General features: G+C 62.2%; 19 protein-coding genes and 3 pseudogenes. 12 read left to right on the top strand and 10 right to left on the bottom strand.

All coding sequences use genetic code 11. The features are described 5' to 3' along the window. Positions 1-77: 77 nt before the first annotated feature. Positions 78-1,199: a hypothetical protein gene (locus Q4S45_RS08740; RefSeq protein WP_305511009.1), complete on the top strand. Its 1,122-nt coding sequence runs from the start codon at positions 78-80 to the stop codon at positions 1,197-1,199. Between the two features lie 2 nt (positions 1,200-1,201). Here the strand turns inward: Q4S45_RS08740 and Q4S45_RS08735 are convergent, their stop codons facing one another. Then, positions 1,202-1,849: a hypothetical protein gene (locus Q4S45_RS08735; protein ID WP_305511007.1), complete on the bottom strand. Its 648-nt coding sequence runs from the start codon at positions 1,847-1,849 to the stop codon at positions 1,202-1,204. A gap of 88 nt (positions 1,850-1,937) precedes the next feature. Between Q4S45_RS08735 and Q4S45_RS08730 the strand changes: the two genes are divergently transcribed. Beyond that, the gene (locus tag Q4S45_RS08730; protein WP_305511005.1) at positions 1,938-2,255 is read left to right on the top strand and encodes a hypothetical protein; all 318 of its coding nucleotides are present in this window, start codon (positions 1,938-1,940) and stop codon (positions 2,253-2,255) included. Positions 2,256-2,293: 38 nt separating this feature from the next. Here the strand turns inward: Q4S45_RS08730 and Q4S45_RS08725 are convergent, their stop codons facing one another. After that, the gene (locus tag Q4S45_RS08725; protein WP_305511004.1) at positions 2,294-3,433 is read right to left on the bottom strand and encodes a glutathione-independent formaldehyde dehydrogenase; all 1,140 of its coding nucleotides are present in this window, start codon (positions 3,431-3,433) and stop codon (positions 2,294-2,296) included. A gap of 203 nt (positions 3,434-3,636) precedes the next feature. Here Q4S45_RS08725 and Q4S45_RS08720 point away from each other — a divergent pair, with 203 nt between their 5' ends. The 5 genes and pseudogenes from Q4S45_RS08720 to Q4S45_RS08700 all read left to right on the top strand — a co-directional run bounded on the left by Q4S45_RS08720 (position 3,637) and on the right by Q4S45_RS08700 (position 9,742). Next, positions 3,637-4,020: a response regulator gene (locus Q4S45_RS08720; protein ID WP_308633174.1), complete on the top strand. Its 384-nt coding sequence runs from the start codon at positions 3,637-3,639 to the stop codon at positions 4,018-4,020. Between the two features lie 153 nt (positions 4,021-4,173). Continuing rightward, positions 4,174-4,932: pseudogene (locus tag Q4S45_RS08715) on the top strand (PAS domain-containing protein); the annotation flags it as partial. Positions 4,933-4,997: 65 nt separating this feature from the next. Continuing rightward, positions 4,998-7,028, top strand: coding sequence for an ATP-binding protein (locus Q4S45_RS08710; RefSeq protein WP_305511003.1), 2,031 nt, complete (start codon positions 4,998-5,000; stop codon positions 7,026-7,028). A gap of 674 nt (positions 7,029-7,702) precedes the next feature. After that, on the top strand, positions 7,703-8,173 hold the full coding sequence (locus Q4S45_RS08705) for a hypothetical protein (protein WP_305511001.1): 471 nt from the start codon (positions 7,703-7,705) through the stop codon (positions 8,171-8,173). 582 nt (positions 8,174-8,755) lie between these two features. Next, entirely contained in the window at positions 8,756-9,742 is a 987-nt protein-coding gene (locus tag Q4S45_RS08700) for a site-specific integrase (protein ID WP_305510999.1), read from the top strand. Positions 9,743-10,374: 632 nt separating this feature from the next. Here the strand turns inward: Q4S45_RS08700 and Q4S45_RS08695 are convergent. Together Q4S45_RS08695 and Q4S45_RS08690 are read right to left on the bottom strand one after the other, a co-directional pair. Then, positions 10,375-10,632 (bottom strand): annotated as a pseudogene (locus tag Q4S45_RS08695) (hydroxymethylglutaryl-CoA lyase); the annotation flags it as partial. 10 nt (positions 10,633-10,642) lie between these two features. Continuing rightward, positions 10,643-11,167 carry a gamma carbonic anhydrase family protein gene (locus Q4S45_RS08690; protein ID WP_305510997.1) on the bottom strand — a complete coding sequence of 175 codons (525 nt, stop codon included), beginning with the start codon at positions 11,165-11,167 and terminating at the stop codon, positions 10,643-10,645. A 622-nt stretch (positions 11,168-11,789) separates the two neighbouring features. Here Q4S45_RS08690 and Q4S45_RS08685 point away from each other — a divergent pair. Continuing rightward, entirely contained in the window at positions 11,790-11,984 is a 195-nt protein-coding gene (locus Q4S45_RS08685; RefSeq protein WP_305510996.1) for a hypothetical protein, read from the top strand. A 522-nt stretch (positions 11,985-12,506) separates the two neighbouring features. Next, a pseudogene (locus Q4S45_RS08680) lies at positions 12,507-13,304 on the top strand (DUF535 family protein); the annotation flags it as partial. 147 nt (positions 13,305-13,451) lie between these two features. Here Q4S45_RS08680 and Q4S45_RS23215 read toward each other — a convergent pair. Then, on the bottom strand, positions 13,452-13,652 hold the full coding sequence (locus Q4S45_RS23215; protein WP_374046103.1) for a GMC oxidoreductase: 201 nt from the start codon (positions 13,650-13,652) through the stop codon (positions 13,452-13,454). A 545-nt stretch (positions 13,653-14,197) separates the two neighbouring features. Here Q4S45_RS23215 and Q4S45_RS08670 point away from each other — a divergent pair. The 3 genes from Q4S45_RS08670 (at position 14,198) to Q4S45_RS08660 (ending at position 16,181) form a co-directional block, all read left to right on the top strand. Next, positions 14,198-14,572, top strand: coding sequence for a PepSY domain-containing protein (locus tag Q4S45_RS08670; protein ID WP_305510993.1), 375 nt, complete (start codon positions 14,198-14,200; stop codon positions 14,570-14,572). Between the two features lie 91 nt (positions 14,573-14,663). Then, positions 14,664-15,470, top strand: a complete 807-nt coding sequence (locus Q4S45_RS08665) for a hypothetical protein (RefSeq protein ID WP_305510991.1) — start codon at positions 14,664-14,666, stop codon at positions 15,468-15,470. A gap of 75 nt (positions 15,471-15,545) precedes the next feature. Beyond that, positions 15,546-16,181: a phosphatase PAP2 family protein gene (locus tag Q4S45_RS08660; protein ID WP_305510989.1), complete on the top strand. Its 636-nt coding sequence runs from the start codon at positions 15,546-15,548 to the stop codon at positions 16,179-16,181. A gap of 79 nt (positions 16,182-16,260) precedes the next feature. Here the strand turns inward: Q4S45_RS08660 and Q4S45_RS08655 are convergent, their stop codons facing one another. Genes Q4S45_RS08655 through Q4S45_RS08635 form a run of 5 tightly spaced genes read right to left on the bottom strand, consistent with a single transcriptional unit; the run spans position 16,261 to position 22,866 of the window. After that, complete coding sequence (locus Q4S45_RS08655; RefSeq protein WP_305510987.1) at positions 16,261-19,350, bottom strand: efflux RND transporter permease subunit; 3,090 nt, start codon at positions 19,348-19,350, stop codon at positions 16,261-16,263. Next, positions 19,347-20,483: an efflux RND transporter periplasmic adaptor subunit gene (locus Q4S45_RS08650; protein ID WP_305510985.1), complete on the bottom strand. Its 1,137-nt coding sequence runs from the start codon at positions 20,481-20,483 to the stop codon at positions 19,347-19,349. The genes Q4S45_RS08655 and Q4S45_RS08650 overlap by 4 nt, the downstream gene beginning before the upstream one ends. Continuing rightward, on the bottom strand, positions 20,470-21,786 hold the full coding sequence (locus Q4S45_RS08645) for a HAMP domain-containing sensor histidine kinase (protein WP_305510983.1): 1,317 nt from the start codon (positions 21,784-21,786) through the stop codon (positions 20,470-20,472). Before Q4S45_RS08645 ends, Q4S45_RS08650 begins: the two co-directional genes overlap by 14 nt. Further along, positions 21,783-22,448, bottom strand: a complete 666-nt coding sequence (locus tag Q4S45_RS08640; RefSeq protein WP_305510981.1) for a response regulator transcription factor — start codon at positions 22,446-22,448, stop codon at positions 21,783-21,785. Before Q4S45_RS08640 ends, Q4S45_RS08645 begins: the two co-directional genes overlap by 4 nt. Before the next feature lie 4 nt (positions 22,449-22,452). Then, on the bottom strand, positions 22,453-22,866 hold the full coding sequence (locus Q4S45_RS08635; RefSeq protein ID WP_305510979.1) for a histidine kinase: 414 nt from the start codon (positions 22,864-22,866) through the stop codon (positions 22,453-22,455). Position 22,867 lies beyond the last annotated feature (1 nt).

The following is a 22,867-nucleotide window of genomic DNA, read 5'->3' as shown; positions in this document are numbered from 1 at the left end:
AGGCGAGGTAGATCAAGCCGGCGCCCACCCAGCCGGCTGCCGGCGCGCTACACTGAGGCACCTTGCCCCGGAGGACGATGATGCGTGTTGCATTCCTGCTGTCCCTGCTCGTTCCCCTGCTGTTCGGCTGCAGCACTGCCTACAAGACGCCGGTGTTCGCGGCCAAGGATGGCGGCTCGACCAGCTTTCCCGGCGCCGCCGAACTGCTCGACGCCGAACACCGCCTCAACGTCATCCTGGTCCACGGCATGTGCACGCACGACGAGAAATGGGCGCAGGATACCGCCACCGCCTTCCTCCGAGGGATGGGGCAATCCGATACGCAGGCCGGGCTTGCGCCGGTCCCCGTTCCCGGCAGCGCGATCCAGCTGTTCCAGCGCACCGTGCCGATCGGCCAGCGCGGCGAAATCAACCTGAGCGCGATCGTCTGGTCGCCGGCGACGGCTCCGCTCAAGCAGCAGTTGTGCTACGACCAGAGCGAGCGCACGCAGGGCGCCTGCGCGGAGCCGCGCTATCCCTACCAGCGCTACCGCATCAACCGCCTGATCAAGGACAGGCTGCTCGACGACTGCCTGGCCGACGCCGTCATCTACCTGGGCAAGTCGCGCGGCACGATCAACGGCCAGATGCAGGCGGTCATTGCGAAGGCGCTCAACGTGGCGCCGGACGCGAACAACCTGTTCATCGCCGACAGCCTGGGGAGCAAGATGGTGTTCGATGCGATCTTCAAGATGGCGATGAACCGCACCACGGCGCAGGAGGGCCAGCGCATCTTCAACAACACGGCGCAGATCTTCATGCGGGCAAACCAGATTCCGATCCTGGCGCTGGCGGACACTCCCTCGCAACAGGCCAGGATGTTCTCATGCGAGAGCGACGGCTACCCGGCCGATCCGATCGGCGACCTGGTGCGCCGCCAGGGCTGTCCGGGCGCCGAACGGGCTCGCGTCAGGGCTCCGCTGGTGGTCGCGTTCAGCGATCCCAGCGACGTGCTGTCCTATACGCTTGCGGGCAGTCCGCACGCACGATCCCAGCCCTACCCGGTGATCGACGTGATCGTCTCGAACGCGCCGGGCTACCTGGGATGGCTGGAGCGCCCCGACCACGCGCACCTGCACTACGACGAGAATCCCGAGGTCAATCGCCTGATCGGCTGCGGCAATCGCAGTCCCGCCTATTGCCGCCAGCCTGCCAGGTGACGTCAGCGATACGCGCAGCGCACGGCCCACACATCGTAATCGGCGCCCGACAGGCGCGCGTCCACCGTCAGCACGACCGGCCGGTCGCTGCGGTATTCGAGGCTGGCCTTGTTGCCGTCCTGGGACAGGATCGACGCCAGGAAAAACCGCGACGAGCGCTCTTTGGCGCAGTAGCTGTTGCCTGCCATGAGCAGCCGGGCGCGCGCCAGCACGTTCTGCTGGCGCTGCAGCAGGCGGATGACGTCGCGGTCGGCCAATCCCGCCGCGCGCCGCACGCGCCCCTCTTGCGATGCGCAGTCCCGCGCGCCCAGCCACGATTGCTGGTACGGTGCCGACGCGCGCCACTGCGGGTCCAGCGTGAATTGCACCACGTCGGCGGTGCACAGCGGGCCCGCCATACGCGGCGCGGCCAGCTCGAATGGCGCCGATTCGACGCGCCAGCGCCGCTCCCCCGCTGCTCGCGTGGCGGACAGTGAAGGCGGCCCGGACGCTTCCGGATAGGCGCGATGAAAGAAGCGGGCGAAGGAGGACTGCTCGGCCGCTGTCGGCTTGCGCTGCTGGGCGGGAGCGCCGGCTTCGGCGAAAGCGCTCGCGGCCGCCAGCACTGCACATAGAACAATCGGACCCAGCCGAAGGAGAGTAATTGGCATGGCGCATTATAGGCGGGCTGCGCTTGTGCGGGTGGCCAAATAGGCGCACGATGAACCTCTGAAGTTCAGATTGGCCGTGGAGAACGAAATGGCTGTACACGACACACAGGGCACGTTTCGCGGGCTGCCCCTGACGGAAGAGCAGAACGCCGAGGTGATGCACTACATTAATCGGCAGAAGCGCCGCGGTGCTCCGGTCGACGAGCACGAGATCAGCGCAATGCTGGCGGACATGCTCAATCCGCCCTCACAGGAAGACGTCGGCGCCGCCGCACTTGGCACCAGCACGTGCGGCGACGCGGAGCGCGCCAGCGGGTCGGTGGACGACGTCAGGGACCTCATCGAAGCGCAGGAAGACAAGAGCGCCGCGATGGAGTCGGAGGCGATGAAGCGCGCCGGCAGCTAGTGCGGGCCCGCTGACGCCCGAACGCCGGCAAGCCGCCCTCACTTGCCCGGCTTGAGAATCACCTTGGTCCAGCCCTTGGCGCGCTTGTCGAAATTCTCGTACGCTTCGGGCGCCTGCTCGAGCTTGAGTTCGTGCGAGATGATCATCGACGGCTTGGCCCTGCCCGCGTGGATCAGCTTGCCCAGGCTGCGGTTGTAAGCCTTGACGTTGGCCTGCCCGGTGGCGATGCGCTGGCCCTTGAACCAGAAATTGCCGAAGTCGAAGGCGAGCTTGCCCACTTTTTCCAGCTCGTCCTGCGCGTTCGGATCCTCCGGCACGAATACGCCGACCACGCCGATGTTGCCGGTCGCCTTGACCGTCTTGACCAGGTTATTCATGGTCAGGTTCGGCACTTCCTTGCCGTGCATGTTGCAGCACTGGTAGCCGACGCATTCGCAGCCGCAGTCGGCGCCCTGCCCGCCAGTCAGGTGCAGCACCTGCTCGACGCCGCCGCCTTCGGTGTCGTCGATGGCGATCGCGCCGATCTTCTCGGCCAGCTTCAGGCGGTCCTTGTGGGTATCGACCACGAACACCTGGCTGGCGCCGCGCAGCATGGCCGACGTCGCCGCCATCAATCCCACCGGGCCGGCGCCGTAGATCACCACCGAGTCGCCCGCCTGCACGCGCGCCAGCTCGGTTGCGTGAAACCCGGTCGGAAAAATATCCGACAGCATGACGTAATCGTTCTCCTTTTCCCTGGCGTCGTCGGGCAGCACCAGGCAGTTGTAGTCGCCGTAAGGCACGCGCAGCAGTTCGGCCTGGCCGCCGCTGTAGGGCCCCATGCCGGCGAAGCCGTAGGCCGCGCCGGCGTTGCCGGGATTGCAGGTCAGGCAGTACCCGGACAGGCCCTTTTCGCAGTTTGCGCAAAAGCCGCAGCCGATGTTGAAGGGCAGGCAGACCATGTCGCCGACCCTCACCTTGTCCACCGCCTTGCCGATCTCGATCACCTCGCCGAGGTTTTCGTGGCCCAGGATGCGGCCGGCTTCCATGTCGGTGCGGCCTTCGTACATGTGCAGGTCGGAGCCGCAAATATTGGTGGTCGTGATGCGGACCAGTACGTCGGTGGCCTTTTCGATCTTAGCGTCGGGCATTTCCTTGACCTGCACATCGCGCGGGCCGTTGTAGACAAGTGCTTTCATTGTTTTCTTCTTTCTGGAGAATGGTGCGGGTGGACGAAACCGGCATGAAGGCGGAACAACAACTGTGAGGCCTGAGGGGGCAAGCCTCTGTGCGCTGCTTAACGATGGCAGAGGGCGACAACTACTTACGCAGATGTCGTCCCGCGCCGTATAATGGATGCTTCGTCCCGCAACATTGCGCCGCCCCCCTCTCCATCGCCTTCATGATTCCCCATCCCCTCATCCTCAACGTCGACGACAACGATGCCGCCCGCCACGCAAAGACGCGCCTCCTGATGAACGCGGGTTTTGCCGTGCAGGAGGCCTCGAATGGCATCGACGCAATGATGATGGTAGCCAAGCTGCTCCCCAGGCTCGTCCTGCTCGATGTCAAGTTGCCGGATATCTCCGGTGCGGAAGTATGCCGCCGCCTCAAGGCCGATCCCGCCACGCACGGCGTGCTGGTGCTGCAGACTTCAGCGGCGCTGGTGAGCCTGCACGACACGCGGCTTGGCATGGCAGCCGGCGCCGACTCCTATCTGGCGGCGCCTTTCGAACCAAGCGAACTGATTGCGCGAGTGCGATCGCTGCTCGCCGCGTCCCAGTAAATCGACGACCCCACTTGAACCCGGCGCCGCGCCGGGCGTGCGCTTTCGACGAAAAGGCCGGTGAGAAGCTTCACCGGCCTTTCTTTTTGTTAATTAAGTTACCTTCCTGCTATAATTTTTCGCCGGCCGCGCCCCGCCTTGCGGCACTCACCAATGGATGACACCAGACCTATGAGCGTAGCTCCACCCCCTGCTGCGAGCTCGGACATCCGGTTCCGCGAAGTGTTCGACCAGGCCCCCATCAGCATGCAGCTGCTGTCGGCCGACGGCTTCACGCTGCAAGTCAACCGGGCGTGGGAAGCATTGTGGCAAGGTACGTTCGGCGATGCGCTCAAGGAGTACGTGCTTCACGGCGGCTACAATTTGCTGACCGACCCGCAGCTCCAGGCCAAGGGAGTGACCGCCTACCTGCTGCGCGCTTTCGCTGGCGAAGCGGTCGATATCCCGGCGATCCTGTACGACCCGGCGGAGCTGGGCATCATCGCCCGCCCGCGCTGGGTCACTGCGTGCGCACAGCCGATCAAGGACGCCTCCGGCCGCGTCGTCGAAGTAATCCTCATGCACGAAGACATCACCGAACGTGTCGAGTCCGAAGAGACGCTGCGCCTGTCCGAAGAGCGCTTCCGGTCCCTCGTCATCGCCAGCAGCCAGATGGTGTGGACCAGCGCCGGTGACGGCATGATCACCGAGGACTCGCCGAGCTGGCGCGCATTCACGGGGCAGACCTACGATGAATGGAAAGGCGTGGGCTGGCTCGACGCCGTGCATCCAGACGATCGCGCGCGCACCGCCGCGGTGTGGCGCGCCAGCGTTGCCGCCCAATCGATCTACAACGTCGAGTACCGCGTGCGCCGCGCCGACGGCGAGTACCGCTGGACCAGCGTGCGCGCCGTGCCGCTGCGCCATCAGGACGGGTCGATCCGCGAATGGATCGGCACGAACACCGATATCACCGAGCAGCGGCGCGCGCGGAAGCCGTGCGCCAAAGCGAACGGCGGCTGCGGCTGCTGCTGGACTCGATGCAGCAGAAGATCTTCACCACCACGGCGGACGGCAACGTCGATTACCTCAACCCGGCCTGGAGCCAGTTCACCGGGCTGGAGGCCGGCTCGATGCGCGATTGGAACTGGACGCAGATCATCCATCCGGACGATGTTGATGTGAGCGTCCGGCTGTGGCAAGAGGCGCTCGCGAACGGCGCCGAACTCCAGGTCGAACAGCGCTTCCTGCGCGCGGACGGCCACTTCCGCTGGCACCTGTCGCGCGCCGTGCCGGTGCACGACGAGGCCGGGCGCCTGGCGATGTGGATCGGTTCGAACACCGACATTCACGACGTCAAGCTGGTCGAGTCCGAGCTGGCGCGCAGACTGCGCGCGGAGCGCCGCCATTCCGCGGTGCTGGCCAAGGTGGCGGCGGCGTCGAACCAGCTGCACACCTCCGCGTCGATGGATGTCATTGCCGCGGAGCTGGTCGACATCGTGCGCGACATCCTCGACGTGCACCAGGCCGCGATCTCGTTCGATACACACGATAACCGCGCCCGCGCAATCAATGCCGCGTCGGTGTCGGGAAAATACGCGGGCATCTCCAGCGGTCCCGCCGGCCCGCAGCTGTGCGCGATGGTCTGCCGCGGCAACCAGCCCTTGCGCCTGACGCGAGACGCACTGCTGGCGCATCCCGGCTGGACAGGATTGGGCAGCGAAGCCGATCGCGCCAGCGGATGGATGGCGGTACCGCTCAAGGCCCAGGATGGATCCAACATCGGCATCCTGCAGGCCTGCGACAAGGTCGAGGGCGAATTTTCGGAAGAGGACGAAGCGATCCTGACGCAGCTCGCGTCGATTGCCGCCAGCGGCTTCGAGAACGCGCGCCTGTATGAAACGCTGCAGGAAGAGCACCGGCGCAAGGACGAATTCCTCGCCATGCTGGCCCATGAACTGCGCAATCCGCTTGCGCCGATTCGCGCCGCGGCCGACCTGCTGACGATCGCCAACCTGGGCGAAGAGCGCATCCGCAAGACCAGCGCCGTGATCTCCCGCCAGGTCGAGCACATGTCCAGCCTGGTGGCCGACCTTCTCGACATTTCGCGCGTCACGCGCGGCCTGATCGAACTGGAAGACCATTCGCTCGACATCAAGCGCGTGGTGGCGGACGCGGTGGAACAGGTGCGCCCGCTGGTCGAGGCAAGGAACCACGAGCTGACCGTCATCTCGTCGGCCGATTCGGCGTACGTCATCGGCGACCATATCCGGCTGGTGCAGGTGCTGTCCAACTTGCTGAACAACGCGGTCAAATACACGCCGCCTGGAGGCCGCATCGTCATCCACACGGAGGCGACGGCCAGCTCGGTCATTCTGAGCGTAGAGGACAATGGCGTGGGCGTTGCGGAGGAATTGCAGCCCTACGTGTTCGACCTGTTTTCGCAGGCGGCCAGAACGTCCGACCGGACCCAGGGCGGCCTCGGGATCGGCCTGGCGCTGGTCCGCAGCCTGATCATGCTGCATGGCGGCTCGGTGACCTGCCACAGCGGCGGCGCCGCCACCGGCAGCCGCTTCACGGTATCGCTGCCGCGCGTCGATCCGGTCCAGCTCAAGGCCGCGAAGGAAGAGCCGCACGATGGTCGCGGCGCGGCGGCGCGCAAGCTGCGCATTTTGCTGGTCGACGACAATGTCGATGCCGCGGAAATGCTGGCGATGCTGCTCGAAGCGGCCGGCCACGAAGTGCTCGTCGAGCACAACGGAGCTCGGGGACTGGAGCGCGCGCGGCGCGACAAGCCGGCCGTCTGCATCCTCGACATCGGGTTGCCCGACATGGACGGCAACGAGTTGGCCAGGCGCTTGCGCCAGCACCATGACACCGCGGAGGCGCTGCTGATCGCCGCGACCGGCTACGGCGGCGCGCACGACAGGGGCAACACGCTCGCTGCCGGATTCGATCATCACATGGTCAAGCCGGTCGACTCGGCTGCGCTGTTCGACTTGCTTGCACCGCTCGTGCCGGCCGGCTGAACCAATGCCGAGTGCGCGCTGACGGCGGTTGATAACGCCAATCTCCGGCCATCAAAAGCCCATAGCGAACATGTGAAGCAAGCTGACTTTATATCTTCGCTAACAGATGCCGCGTGAGGAATAGGATGACGGAACTGCCTACGAGCCATACAAGCATGAACGAGAGATAGCGGATCGCGAGCGGATCGAGTGCCGGCTTTGGCAACACAGTTAAGTTGCCTGAAATGCCGATGTCGGAAAGTGCCCACGTAAGGCACATCGCCATCAGGACGTACGAGGCTACTCCTCCAATTCCGACAAACCACCAAAGATGTCGAAGCGAGCCACTCCATGCATACGCGAAGACACCTACTGCAAACGCTGGACCGAGAAGTCCAAAAGGGATCGCAAGACTGAATGGGTTCATCGTAGAAAAATTCCAAAGTGGTTGCAATGCGTAAGTTTAACGAATTGCAACGTTAGCGGAATAATTCAGAGCCAACAAAGTAGGTCCAATAGTACTCACTTGGTCGATCCATTGGATGGGCCTCGAAATCACACACCCGCCGTGACCTTGTGTAGCCCGGTAGAGCCCCTCACCGCAGGATACTCTCAACATTGATAGCTACGCACAGGGCGGCAGCTTATCTATTCTGGCTACTCGGTTCAGATTCCCAACGCCGTATTGGAGCGCTATGCCTACCTTTATATTAAACGGGCCCGTGAATCAGTTCGGGCCCGGGAAGAAAGTATGCACGTTTACCGGCGGTACATTGCTCCATCCAGCCATGAAGCAGGGACCGGACGGGTCAAATTGGGCATTGCTTTCGCCAAATGAGGTGATCGACCTGTCTATCGCCCAACCTCGTTTTCAGCACGTTCCGCCTCATCACATCGATCACGTATGCGCACAGAAAAGTGGCTGGGCATTCAGGGTGTTCGATTCATCTTCGCCTCATGGGGTGGCGTTCCTGCACATCCAGCCGCCTGCAGCACTGGTGGAGAGAATGGGCGAAGATCCCAACATCCTTGAGTTTTCCGGCGCCGATATTCTGAGATGTTATCTGCATGCTGCAGATGGATCGCGCAGCCCGCGACTGTGGCGGAGGCACATGCCTAACTGGGACGAGATTGCCGTTAATTTCTGCATCAACCACGTGGCATGACACATCCCCCGTGCTGGCGAGCTCAATCTACACGAGTTACACAGCTCGCTTTCCCGGCAACGCACCCCAAGCCGGAGCGTAGTGTACATCTGGTTCGTCTTCACGAATCCTCCAGCACCAAACGCAAAAAAGGCCTGTGAGCAAAACTCACAAGCCTTTGATGTACAGCGTATTCTTGGTGGGAAGTGCAAGTTTCGAACTTGCGACCCCTGCAGTGTGAATGTTGGGCCCTAGACGTGTGCGGACTCCAGCGGAACAGGCGTCTCATAGGAGAACGCCCATTTTTTGTCCGTCAAAGTTCGCCGGAGTCCGACGCGATTTCCCGTACTTTTCCCGTACATTTTCTGTGGTGAACTTCGACGTGGCCATTGGTGTCAAACCGCCAGATGACTCATTTGGACGATCATGCCTAACAGGATCGACACCGTTTCAGGTCGCGCCAGACTGCCAGTTCGCCGCGAACCATACTGGGCTCGCGTCAGTCAAGGGCTCTACGTTGGATTTCGCAAGATGTCCACCCGCTCAGCTGGAACTTGGCTCGTTCGTTTCCGAGACGGGTTGGGAGCCGAGATTGAAAGCGGTATGGGCACACTGGAGCATTTTTCGGGAGCGGAGCGCTTCGATCGCGCGGCGGACGCGGCTCGCACTGTGGCCAACGACCGGCCTGTCCACGCAGTTACTAATGCCACTGTGTGGGATGCGTGCACTCAGTACGTTGAATGGATACTCGGTGTCAAGGATGGAAAGGCTGCCCGGGATTTAAACAGTCGCTATGAACGTTGGGTTCTCGGCGACCCCATTGAAACGATCGAGTTACGCAGCCTCAATCGCGATGATGTCCAGGCCTACCGTAGGCGTATGGTCGCCACGCCAGTGACCATCAATAGACGAGGCGATACTCGACTACGTTCAAAGAGCACCGTGAACAGAGACATCGCCGCAGTTCGTGCGGCGCTCAATTACGCTTACGCGAACGGGTTGCTAGGGTCCGATCGGGCATGGCGCGAACCATTGAAGGCGTTCGAGAATGCCACCAAACGGCGCCAGCTGTATCTCGATCGCGATCAGCGCCGGCGCTTTCTGCGATCTGCGCCCGCCGATTTAGCGCTATTCTTGCAAGGTCTATCGCTGTTGCCGCTTCGGCCGGGCGCTCTTGCTGCGCTCACCGTAGCAGATTTCGATCGCCGCTTGAACGTGCTGAATGTGGGGAGGGATAAGAGCGGGGGAAGCAGAAGCATTAAGCTTCCTCGCGAGACCGCAAATCTGCTCGCTACAGCGGCCGAAGACAGAATTGCCGACGCTCCCCTCCTCGCCCGTGCGAATGGACAGGCATGGAACAAGGATGCATGGAAGTGGCCATTAAAAGACGCCGCTGCGAGGGCCGGCCTTCCCGAGAGCACCACTGCATATACGTTACGTCACAGTGTCATCACAGATCTGGTTCACGGAGGATTGGACCTGCTTACCGTCGCGCAGATTAGTGGGACTTCTGTCGCCATGATCGAAAAGCATTATGGACATCTGCGCGGTCAAATCGCCGCAGATGCGCTTGCCAAATTAGTATTGTAGTTTCGGCGATGCCCATCCGTCTTCTGCTTAAATTCAATCCTAATCAGTCCCAACGCCACTGCGCTATACAAAGGCGACGGTGGGATTCGTATTGAGACGTGCGACCCGCACGGATACTGGCTTTCGCCGAGATTGATTTTTCCGCATACCCTTACCTATACCCTTACTATGGCTTACTCAATGAGGAGTAAGGCGCGTTTGGCGTTCAAGTGATTTTACGCCGATGATTCGACACCTGGGGTGAATGCCGTGCGGGAACTTTCTGGCCGGACACTTAAAATTTGCCAACCTTGTTCTTTGGACAAGCGAGAAACTCTCAAGACAATACGAATTCTTCGCAGGATTTGAATTGACGGTTGGGACAAGTGCTCCTGTGACCGCGGTCAGCCATGGGCCCATAGTCTCGTCCTTGTGAAGCGGCTTTGCATGCCGTATTGCTGAGTTAGGAATCAACAGTTGCGCAGTTTGGGTATCTGTAGTCTGCATTTTCGTGTCCCGTGTATCAGGCGTATGCCGCAGTTGAAAAAGTTTTTGGCAGCCCTGCAAGATGCATGTCCCCATGGAGCGTCTCGCCGGCGAGCCATCCGGCGACCTTTGCGCGCAGTCCTAGCAGCCGCGCGATATCGATGCCGCTTGAGGTTCGGCACCAATACCGAGGCGCGCAGGCCCGGCAGGGTGTTCGCAAACGCCAGCAGGTCGGCGATGTCGGCGAGCTGTGGAAGCAGCTTCGCAGGCACGAACGAGCCGACTTCAATTTCACGCAGGCCCGCGGCGTAAGCATCGCGAATCCATTCGAGCTTTTGCTCGGTCGGCATGACGGTGGCGATACTTTGCAGACCGTCGCGCAAACCGACTTCGCGAACGACCGCGGAGGAAGGTAGCTGTTGCATGTAGCGCTCCTCAGCCAATCTGTTTGAGTTCTGTCTTAAGGCGCTGGCAGCGCGCTACATATTCCGATGCGTTCTTGTGCATGCCCGCGATGTCCGCTTCGGTCAAGGTGCGCAGCACTTTCGCCGGGACGCCGACGATCAGCGAGTTATCCGGAAACTCCTTGCGCTCGGTGATCAACCCGCCTGCACCGACCAGGCAGTTCTTGCCGATTTTTGCGCCATTCAGGATCACGGCCTGGATGCCCACCAGCGAGCCCTCGCCTAACGTGCAGCCGTGAAGCACGGCCTGGTGGCCGATTGAGACGTCCGCGCCGATCGTCATCGGATAACCGGGATCGGTATGAAGCACGGCGCCCTCCTGCACGTTCACGTTCCGTCCGATGTCGATCAACTCGTTGTCACCGCGGATGACGACGCCGGACCAGACGGTGGAACCGGCGGCAAGGGTGAAATTTCCAATGACGGTTGCAGCGTCCGCGATGTAGGCGCTCGGATCGATCGTTGGCGTCACGCCAGTTAATTCGTAGATGGCCATTCTGAGTGTCCCCGTATCGATGCGCTTGTTAGGCGTGCGATTGAAGTGGAGTATAAAACTGCCAGATCGCATCTAAAGCGGCACTTTGGAACCCTAGAAATTCCGGAACGGAATTTCACGCCTCAGCTTTTGAGGAAGCATGCACTTACCAAACACAACAGTCAGCTTGGAATTTTTAAGGGGAGAAAACCTTGAGCAGCAAACCGCACAGGAGGATATCCAGTTGGAAAATTGGCGGGATTGGGGCCGCAGCCGTCATGCCGTAATTGACTTCGTTTATTACGCGTAAAAAACAGCCCAGGCGAAGTGGGCTATTTTTCTACTCTGGAGGCGAGGTTGTCAGCAGCCTCTCCCGATGAGAAACAGTGCCTGATTGATCATTGCCCACCACCCTATCCTCCATTCGTAGTCTGGATCTTGGTTGCCCTACAAGTATTGTCCAACTCAGTGTACGGTCCGCTTGCAGCGTTAGGTGACTTTGCCATTCGGGCTTTCCAAATGCCCTTAGCTGCACTTCGGTAAGTATTGGTCTTTGTCAAAACAACGTACAGACAGCTATAGCAAGATGGGTAACAGATTCACGCACATGGGTTGCAATTAGCGCGAGGCGGGGGGAGGCGTCATGGTAGTGAAATTGTTCTCAGCCATGCTCGGTGCGCTGCTACTGGCATGGATCGTTGTGTATGAATTTGGATGCCGCTTCAACAATTGGTGGTCTGGCGTAGAACTCGACGCCGCGTCATCGATGTACCTCCTGATCTTAGCGTTCGTTACGGGTCTTGTTCTGCGCGTGCTCGCGCAGGACGATTCACCATGACTCCGAGCGGCCCACCAAAGCTTCTGCTCGGCCGCGGCATTTCCTATATCCGGGTGTAATGCGCTAGGCGCGGATTCATTTTCGATTCACGCGGCATTCATTTTATGGCGTTCATTACAGGTTAAGTGCGGCAGCGGAAACAGCCTCACGTGCGTTAAGAATATCAATAATACCGCTATCGATAGCCCCTCGGAAATTCGCTGCTCGACTTGTCGATGAGACGTCGCTTCTGCTGTTAATCACCAACGCCTTTGCTGGCCGACAGAACCCCAGCCAAGGGTCGAGCGAACGCAAAAATCGCCGGGCGGCGGCAAAAAGCCATCGTCCCGGACAGCGTCTTAAACGACGCTGTAAAAAGCGCCGAGCCGGAACGCGAACAAGTCGTTTGATGTGGTATCCGATTACAGGCTGGCAATGACTGATCCACCTGTTGGCAATTTCCGTCTGCTACCATTGTCAATACGCCGAACCGCGGCGTATCGCAGCCCCGTCCCGGCGTTGGCGCACGACTCGTAGAGACCCATGAAGCTTCCGGCCTCCCTGCCCTTGCCGCTGTTCCGGCATCGCCGCGCCACCTTCAAAGACCAGTTCAAGCTACTTGCCGGCGCCCTTATCTATCCGGCGCAGACCTTGCGATGGCGCCAATTCCTGTCCAGCCACCCGTCGATGGCGCGCATGGCGCGCCAGTATCCGCGCGTCATGCACAAGATCTACCGCCCCTACCTGTCGCGCCAATTGCACTGCGCCGACCGGGTCGATGCGATGATCGGACACTACCAGCACATCTCCCGGTTCGGGCTCGAAACGCTGGTCGCACGCGCCGCGGCGCGCCCTGTGAAGCTGGCCGCATTCGAGGGGAAGAATGGGACGCCACTGGAACTGCGCCTGTGCGCGGCCAACGTCGGCCATCGCGAGGGCGAACTTACGCTGCAACTGTTCTGCGAGGAGTCGTTCGTCTATGCGATCAGCTTCACCCTGTCGGCCGCTCCCGGCGTGACCAGCATTCAGCTGGGCGCCCTGCAGGGCGTGCGCTCCGACGAAGGCGCGCAACTGATCAAACTTGTGACCAAGGCGCTGCACGGCTCTCGTCCGAGGAAGTGGATGGTCGCGCTGCTGCGCGACATCGGCGACTACTTCGGCTGCAAGACGCTGCGCATGGTCAGCAACAGCAACCGCGTCACCATCAACTGGCGCCGCCATCGTCGCATCTCTTCCGACTATGACGCGTTATGGCAAGAGCTGCAGGCCAAGCGCCGCGGCGACGGCGATTACGAAGTGCCCTGCGCGACAGCGCCGATGGAAATCTCCCCCGATGTGCCGTCGCACAAGCGCGCCGAGGCGCGCCGGCGCAACGAACTGCTCGCCGCGGCGTGCGGCCAGATCAGGTCTGCGCTCGACCAGCGCCGGGTGTCATCCGTTCGCGTCAGGCTCTCCGCCGTGCCCGCACCGCTACGCCTCGGGCTGCGCTTAGTAGCCGGAGCTCCCCCGGTCAGCGCATCCGTCGGTGCAGAGGAACGCCACGCGCAGTGCGATGGCGATGATGGCCAGCGAAGGACTGACCGCTCCGCACGACACAAAGAAGCGGGCGTCGACAACATGGAGATTGTCGAGGTCATGTGCCTTGCAGTTGACGTCCCCTCGCCGTCTGATAAATCGAGAAGGCGGCAACGGAGAATATTGCGGCCACTAAAAGCCCATTCAACAAGGTGGCACGTTGAACACTCATAGGCGTTTTGCTTATCTGTCATTAGTTTGCCTGCTCTTGCCGACTGCTGTCTGTAGTGACCGGCAGCTGCCAACAGCTTTTTTACCCGCCGATACCGCTCAGTGCAAGACAGTTGTTGCCGATTTGGCAAGTTAATGGTGCGTCAAAGGAAGCCGAGGCGGTGATATAGACGCAATGAGATTCCTTAACCACGGAGGTCTCATGGATTCGACGGCAGCGAGTACCTGTTTCCGACCGGCCTAAGAAAATCGCCACATCTGTCTACGCGCCAGTGCGCGCATCGTTACCAACCGGGTAGAAGCAATCGGCTTGGACGCGACCGCTTATGGAACCCACTCGATGCGGTGCGACGACCATACATGTACTACGCGGAAACCCATCTGAACGAACACAACTCCTCGCTAATTCTGTCCTAATACTTGAGTCGTATTCTCGGTTCCTTCGAATGTAGCCCCGTTTCCATTGGGCCATTCGCTTTGGAGGGCTTATGAGAAAGATCCTGACAGTTGCTGCCGCCGTATCATCGCTTCTGCTTTCAATTGCCAACGCTTATGCTGGCGACGGAACGCCAGCCAAGGTGGGAGCGGAGGCGAAAATCACGGAGCAGCAGGCCAAAGCCATTGCCTTGACCCGCGTTCCCAACGGGGTGGTTAAAAGCGCAGAACTGGAACGCGAACATGGACGACTGGTCTGGTCTTTCGATGTGGTGCGTGCGGGGCAAGGCGGTGTTACTGAAATTCAGGTGGACGCGCTAACCAGCAAAGTCGTATCCACCAAACACGAGACCGCGGTCGCTGAAGCGAACGAACTAAAGGCGGAACGTCTCGAAGCGACCGCGGCTAAGCAACGGCGACACCCTTGACTATGCGTCTCCCCCCCCTCGTCCCTGCGCCCCCAAGCGGCGCGATTGGCGGGGTGCGCGAAAAGGCCACGCCTGATACCACGGAGCGAACATGAATATATCAAATGAAATCTCCCTTTCGAACCGACTCTCTGAGCTGGGCAAGGTCCCAGCGGTCACACTTGGATTTTGGCTGATCAAGATCGCCGCCACCACCCTTGGCGAGACGGCCGGCGACGCGGTGACCATGTCGATGAATCTGGGCTATCTGACGGGTACCGCAATCTTCGCGGCAATCTTCGCGGCTGCGCTATTTTTTCAGATTCGCGCATCCCATTTCCGCCCCTTCCTGTTTTGGACCGTGATCGTCGCCACCACCACGGTAGGCACCACCCTGGCCGATTTGTTCGACCGTTCGCTCGGAATCGGATACATGGGAGGCTCCGCGCTGTTAGTTGCATGCCTGGCTGCGTCTCTGTATGTCTGGCATCGATCGCTCGGCTCGATATCGATCAAACGCCTGGACACTCACAAGGCCGAGTGCTTCTACTGGGCGACGATCCTGTTTTCGCAAACCTTGGGAACCGCTCTGGGCGATTGGGTTGCCGATCCAAAGTCCGGTTGGGGATTCGGCTATGAAGGCGGGGCACTGCTGTTTGCCGGAGCATTATTGATCGTTATCGCCGCTTACCGATGGACGCGGATTTCACACACGGCGTTGTTTTGGGCGGCTTTCATCTTGACCCGACCACTCGGCGCCACGGTCGGCGATCTGCTCGACAAACCAATCGCAAGCGGTGGATTGGCGCTCAGCCGATATTCAGCATCGGCCGCCCTGATCACCTGCATGCTTGCACTGATTTTCATTTTGCCCCAGCGCGCTGAAAAGCTCGAGCCGATTCGAATCGAGCGAGACTAACGCCCGTGCCGCGACCGCCAGGCCTGCCAGGCTGCGGTCACGTCGACGCCGCCCTTCCCTGACACCGGAAAAACAATGACTGGCATCCCTGTCCCAAGTAGTAGCCACAAGCGCTTAATCCTCCTGTTTGCTGGCGTACTCGTTCCACTGTTTGCGTTCGGGTTGCTCGCTGAAGAGGTCTTCGACAAGGAGATCTTTTCGTTCGACCAGCCGATTTTGTTGTTCCTGCACGCACATTCCACCCAGCGATTGGACCAGTTGATGGTATGGAGCTCTCGCGCGGGTTCCGCGCTGATGCTGGTGCCGCTGACCGTGATTATCGCGGCGCTTCTGTATCGACAGGCTGACCGCAAGCGGACCGCGTTTTGGGTGCTCGCCGTCGGTGGTGCAGCTTTGCTGAATCTGTTGGCAAAACTCAGCTTCGCACGCGCGCGTCCAACACTGTGGGTCTCCATTCTGCCCGAAACGACATTTAGCTTTCCCAGCGGGCATGCAATGGCGACGATGGCCCTGGTGACGGCAAGCGCATATCTGATGAGACATCGCGTCAACGCACGCGCGACAATCATCGGCTTCGGTGGTGTGTTCGTAGTCCTGGTCGGCATCTCGCGCGTCTATCTCGGCGTGCATTATCCATCCGACATCCTGGCCGGGTGGCTCGCCTCCTTTGCGTGGGTCACCGGTGCGGCGGTGGCCCTCAAGCTACGCTAACGCCGGCCAATCCTGCCCCTCGTATTCGCTCGCGCGCAGATTGACCTTGCCCGGCACGCGAAATTCGATACAGCCGGATTTATAGTCGTACGATATGGGGCCGCACCGCTTCGTGCACCGTAACAGCAGGCGCATGCTCGACGAACGAATCGAACCAAAGATAGAGCACCGGCGTGATGAACAGGGTGATCGCCTGCGATAACACCAGGCCGCCCACAATCGCCACGCCCAGCGGTTGGCGCAATTCCGCTCCGGCGCCGAGCCCCAACGCGATCGGCAACGCTCCCATGATCGCGCAGAACGTGGTCATCATGATCGGCCGAAAGCGCAGCAGGCAAGCCTGCCGAATCGCCGCCGCCGGCGACAGGCCCTCGTTGCGCTGTGCATCGAGCGCAAAGTCGATCATCATGATGGCGTTCTTCTTGACCACACCGATCAGCAGCAGGATGCCGATCATCGCGATGAAAGTCAGCTCCAGTCGGACCAGGCGCAGCGCCAACAGCGCCCCGACAGCGGCGGAAGGGATGCCGAGCAGGATAGTAATCGGATGAATCCAGCTTTCGTACAGCATGCCAAGAACCACGTAGATCACCGCCACGGCGATTAGAATCAACCACAACTGGGTGCTCTGTGCCTGCTGGAAGAGCGCGGCCTGGCCGGCGAACGCACCAAACACATAGCTCGGCAATCCGATCTGCTGTTTGGCCACGCCGATTGCCTGGGCCGCGTCCGACAGCGATTTTCCCGGCGCCAGGTCGAACGATACCGTCACGGCAGGAAGTTGGCCCTGATGGTTGACGGCCATCGTTCCCCGCGTGCGTGTGACCGCGGCAAACGCAGTCAGCGGAACCAGCGCTCCAGCCTTGCTACGTATGTATAGCTGTCCTAGCGCCGTCTCATCGCGCCGGTTCTCAAGCGCCATCTCCATGATGACCTGGTAGCTGTCTTCCGGCGCGTAAATGGTCGACACCTGTTGGCCGCCGTAGGCGCCATACAGCGTGCTGCGCACCGTGATCATGTCGACGCCGAGCAAGGCCGCCTTGTCGCGGTCGATCGTCAGTCGCGCTTGCAGCCCGTCCTTCTGCGCATCGGTGTTCAGGCCCACGAAGACGTCTGACTGCTTCATCGCGGCCACCATCTTGTCGGCCCACACATCGAGCTCGCCCGGGCTGACCGTCTGCAGCGTGTATTGGAATGTGCTTTTCGAGCCGCGCCCGCCAATGCGCAGGTTCTGGACAGGGCTGAAAAATACCTTGATCCCGGGAAGGAAGGCGGTCTCGGCGCGCAGGCGCTTGAGCACTTCCGGCAGCGCCGCGCGCTGGCCCTTGTCCTTTAGCGTCAGCGTGAATGCAGTGGTGTCATGGTCGACCTTGCTGACCACGTCGCGCACGTTGGGATCGGCGCGCAGCTTCTGCTCCAGCTGCACCGTCACGGCAAGGCGCGAATCGTAGCCCATGTCCTGCGGCGTATCGACGTTGACCGACACCTGACCGATGTCCTCCTGCGGAAAGAAGCCCTTCGGCGCGCTCAGGTAGAGCCAGGCAGTCAGGCCGAAGGTCGACAAGGCGATCAGCAGCACGGTCGTGCGATGGGACAGCGACCATTCCAGCCCGCGGCCATACCCTCGCAGGCTGGTCTGGAACAGGCGCTCGAAGGCGCGGCTCCAGCCCGGCGCCTTACGTGCGTCGTGGCCGCCCTTGATCAGCATGGGCACCATGATCGGAATCAGCGTCAGCGCCACCGCAGCCGACACGACGATCGACAGCGACACGACAATCGCGAACTCGTGAAACAGCAGGCCGGTCACGCCGGGCATGAAGAAAATGGGAATGAACACGGCGATGAGCGAGATCGAAATCGAGATCACCGTGAAGCCGACTTCGCGCACGCCTTGCAACGCCGCCTTGCGCGCCTCCATGCCGTTTTCGATATGGCGCATGATATTTTCAAGGACAACGATGGCGTCATCCACCACCAGGCCTACGGCGATCGTCATTCCCATCAACGAGATGTTGTCCAGGCTGAGGTTGAGCGCGTACATCAGACCGAACGTCCCGAGCAGCGAAATCGGCACGCTGATCGATGGCACCAGCGTGACCGCGAGGCGGCGCAGGAACAGCAGGATCACCATGATCACCAGGGCAATGGTCAGCAACATGGTCAGGTTAACGTCGTGGACCGCGTTGCGGATCGAGACGGACCGGTCCGACAGCGGCGTGATTTTTACTGACGCCGGCAGCTGCGCGCGCAGTTTGGGCAGCATCGCGAAGATGGCATCGACGGTGGCGACCGTATTGGCTCCAGGCTGACGCTGGATCGACAGCAGGATCGAGCTGGCGCCGTTGATCGCGCTGGTATTCTGGACGTTCTCGATGCTGTCCTCGACACTGGCGACGTCCGCCAGGCGGATTGGGCGGCCGTTGACGGTGGCGACGACCACCTTGCCGAAATCGGCCGCCTTCATCATGCCGCCGGCGATATTCAGCATCATCATCTGGCGCTTGCCGTCGAATTGCCCGGTCGGGGCATTCGAGTTACCAGCCTTGAGCGCGGCCGACACTTCCGGCAGGGTCAGGTTCACCGCTGCCAGCCGCGCCGGATCGACTTCGATGCGCACCGCGTAACGCTTCTGCCCCGTCACGTTGACCTGGGCCACCCCGTTCAGGGTGGACAGCGCGGGCACGATCAGGTTATCGGAGAAGCCGTTCAACTCGGTCAGTTTGAGCGACGGCGACGACAGGCCGATCAGCAGGATTGGCGCGTCGGCCGGGTTGACCTTGCGGTACGATGGCGGCGTGGTCATTTCAGCCGGGAGCGAACGGGTGGCGCGAAACAGCGCCGCCTGGACGTCGCCCGCGGCCGCATCGATCGGACGCGCGGGATCGAATTCCAGCGTGATCTGGGTCTCGCCCTGGATGCTGGTGGAGGTCGTGTTGATCAGGCCCGGAATCGCGGAGAACTGCTTCTCGAGCGGCGTAGCAACCGATGTCGACATCGTTTCGGGACTGGCGCCCGACAGCCTAGCTCCCACCTGGATGGTCGGCGTGTCGTAGGTTGGGAGCGCGGCGATCGGCAGCTGCAGCCAGCATGCGACGCCGGCGACGACGACGCTGATCCACGCGAGCATCGTCGCGATCGGCCTGGAAATGCACAGTTCGGAGATCTTCATAACGCCTTCGCTCCCGCTCGGGAGTCGATTGCGACAATCGCGCCGTCGGCCACGTTCTGCGCGCCATCGAGCACAACCCGTTCTCCCCCAGCCAAGCCCTGCACCACCGCCACGCCCGCCTGAATCCGCAACAAGGTGACCGGCTTGACGTGCGCGCGTTTGGCGCCGTCGACGACGTACACGAAGCGCCCCGACGGCCCTTCCAGCACCGCCTGCGGCGGCAGCACCACCGCGCCGCGGCTGGCGCCGGCTCTGATCACGACGCTGGCGAACTGGCCTGGCCACAAGCGATGTTCGGGATTCGTGAAGCGCGCCTTGAGGCTGATTGTCGCGCTGTCCGTGCTCACCGTGTTGTTCACGAAACTGAGCTCGCCGTCGATCACCTGGCCGTCGCCCCCCCGCAGCGAGGCCTTGATGCTGCCGGCGCCGCGCGCGGCAAGGATGGGCGAGAGCGCGCTCTCCGGCAGGTTAAATTCGACGCCGATTGGGTCGAGCTTCATGATGGTGACCAGCGGACTGGCGGCGGAAGTCTGCGCCAGGCTGCCCGGATGCACGGCGAGCGCGCCGGTCTGGCCCGAAATCGGCGCGACGATCCGCGTGCGGCCCGATTGCACCTTGGCGCCCTCGATATCGGCGCGGGCCGCCTTCAACTGGGCCTGCAGCGCGGCGACCTTGCTTTGCGCGGTGGCGACGGTGCTGGGCGACATGAAGCCCGATTTGACCAGCTCCTGCGAGCGCGCATAGTCGCGCACCGCGTCGTCGAGCTGGGCCTGCACCTGTGCGGCCTGGGCGGTGGAGTGACTGACCTGGGCCGCGACTTCGGCGCCGTCGAGCACAAACAGCAGCTGGCCTGCTTTCACCTGGTCGCCCTCGTGAAACGCCACCTCGCGGATGGTCGAATTGACCTGGGGGCGCACGTCTACCTGGTCAAGCGCGACCAGGTGACCCTGGGTCGAAAATTCGACCGGCAGGTCGACCACCTTGACGTCGACCAGCGACACCAGCGGCGGCGCCTTGGCCTTTACCTCCTTGGCTGCCGGCTGGCCGTTCATGTACCAGGCCGCACCGCCGGCTGCGAACACGCCGGCCGCGACCGCCGCCAGGATCATCTTGTTGTTGCTACTTGAAGCCATGCGTATCCTTGTTATTCAATTTTTGACGATAGCGAAATACCAGCCCGGTGGCCTCCTTGCGCTCGTGCAGGCTGATCACCCCTCCGAGCTTGAGTGCCGATTCGCGCGCGATCGCCAGGCCGATGCCGCTTCCCTGCCCCTGCGCGCCGGGAATGCGATAGAACGAATCGAACACGCGCTCGCGCTCGGCGGCGGGGACGCCGGGGCCGTCGTCGACCACCTCCACGACGGCCTCTCCGGCCTGTTCGAACACCCGCACCGACACCAGGCCGCCAGGAGGGGAATAATTCAGCGCGTTTTCCAGTGCGTTGCGCAGTATCTGCCGCAGCAGGTTGGGAGTCGCGGCGATCGACAGCGGCGTCACGTCGCCCAGTCCCAAGTCGATGCCCCTGCGCTCAGCCTGTGGCATAAATTCCGCCAGCAGTTCGCGCGCCATTCCGGGCAAGTCGATGCGCGCCGCGGCGGTTTCGCCCGACTGCGCCTTTGCCAGGTTGAGCAGCTGTTCCGTCAGGCGCCGGGCGCGCTCGATACCTTCCTGCAGCGGCGCCACGCGCTGGCGCACCGTCTCCAATGACTCCGCGTTGCGCAGGTTTTGCGCCTGCAGCAGGAGCGCGGTCAGCGGACTGCGCAATTCGTGGGCCGCGTCGGCGATGAAACGGCGTTGCTGCATGAGCATGGAATTGGCGCGTTCGATCAGGCGGTTGATCGCATGAACGAACGGGGTGATTTCGGCCGGCACGTCGCGGTCGGAGACTGGATCGAGGCGGTCGACCGACTGCTCGTCGAGGCTGTGCGCCAGGCGGATCACGGGCGCCAGTTCGCGCCGGATGATCCGCACCGTCAGCACAGGCAGCAACAATACCAGCAGCAGGAACGGCAGGAAGGCACGCACTGCGCTGTGCCTGGCGATCTCGTCGCGCGCTTCGGTCGGCTGGGCAACGACGGTCCGGCTGCCGCCCTGTCCTTCATCGACGTAGACGCGCAGCTCCTCCTTGCCAGTCGACACCGTGTACCATCCCTCCCTCAGAGGGGCGCGCCACCAGGGCGGTGGCGAATCGCCCGGGAAGCGCAGCACGGTCAGGCGCGCGTCGGGGTCGCCCCCGGGGCCGCCGGCGCGCGTTGAGGTGACGGAGACAGGGCCTCGCCTGGACGCGATTTCGGCCACCTGTTTGAGCAGGTCGTCCTGGAATTCGCGCGCTTCCAGGAATACGAAGCCAAACGACACAGCGGCGGCCAGCAGCGCGGCGATCATCATGGCCGCGCCGATGGTCAGGGATAAGTGGCGCTGCAGCGAGCGGTTCATCGGCCCTTCTCCACCATCCATCCGGCGCCGCGGACGTTCTTGATCACGCCGGCGCCCAGCTTTTTCCGGACCGAATGGATCAGGAAGTCGACCGCGTTGCTCTCGACCTCCTCGTTCCAGCCGTAGATGCGCGCTTCCAGTTCGCTCCTCGTCAGGATGGTCCCGGGACGCAGCAGCAGCGCGTGCATCAGGGCGAACTCGCGTGCGCTCAGCAGGCAGCGCTCCGTGCCGGCGCATGCTTGATGGGTGGCGGGGTCGAGTTCCACCAGGCCGTTGCCGAGCCGCGGTGTCGCCTGGCCAGCGGCGCTGCGGCGCGTGATCGCGCGCAGCCTCGCGAACAACTCGCTTGTCTCGAACGGTTTGACCAGATAATCGTCGGCGCCCAGGTCGAGGCCATCGATCCGGTCCTGCAGGCCGTCGCGCGCCGTGAGGATCACCACCGGGGCAGTGCTGCCGGCGCCGCGCAGCCGGCGCAGCACTTCCAGCCCATCATGGTCCGGCAGACCGAGGTCAAGCAGCACCGCCTGATAATCCTCCATCGCGAGCGCGCTGTGCGCCGACGCGCCGTCGCGCACCCAGTCGACGGCATAAGCGCCGTCGCGCAGCGCGGTGACTAGCGCCTCACCGATCATCGGATCGTCTTCCACCAGCAGGACACGCACGCGCTTACTTCGGCTTTCCGGCGCCGGCCTTGTCGAACGCCGCGAGCAGATCGGCCATCGCCTGTTGACAGGCGGCGGCGTCCACGCGGTCGGCACGCAAGGCTGACAACGCCCGGTCGATCGCCTTATCGAGCACGTGCCAGTCGGTCGCCGCGCGCGGCTTGAGGCCCGCTTCGGCTTCGTCCCAGCTGGTCTCGAGGTCCTTGATGCGTGCCTTCGCTTGCGCAAGCTGGCCTTTCGCGACCAGCGTCGAGGTGTCCTGGGCGATGGCACGGAAGCGGCCAAGGTCGCCAAGCTTCGATGCTTCACCGGCGCGCGCCGGCGCCAGTTGCAGGCCGGCCGGGCCAACACTCGTCACGGCCAGCAACGTCGCAACGCAGGTTGCCAGCGAGTGGCGAAGAATAGTCTTTGCTTGCATG

Origin of the sequence: Massilia sp. R2A-15, assembly GCF_030704305.1 — a bacterium.
Classification (GTDB): domain Bacteria; phylum Pseudomonadota; class Gammaproteobacteria; order Burkholderiales; family Burkholderiaceae_D; genus JAFCUW01.
The sequence above is the reverse complement of the archived record's forward strand: the minus strand, read 5'-3'. Positions and strand labels throughout refer to the sequence as shown.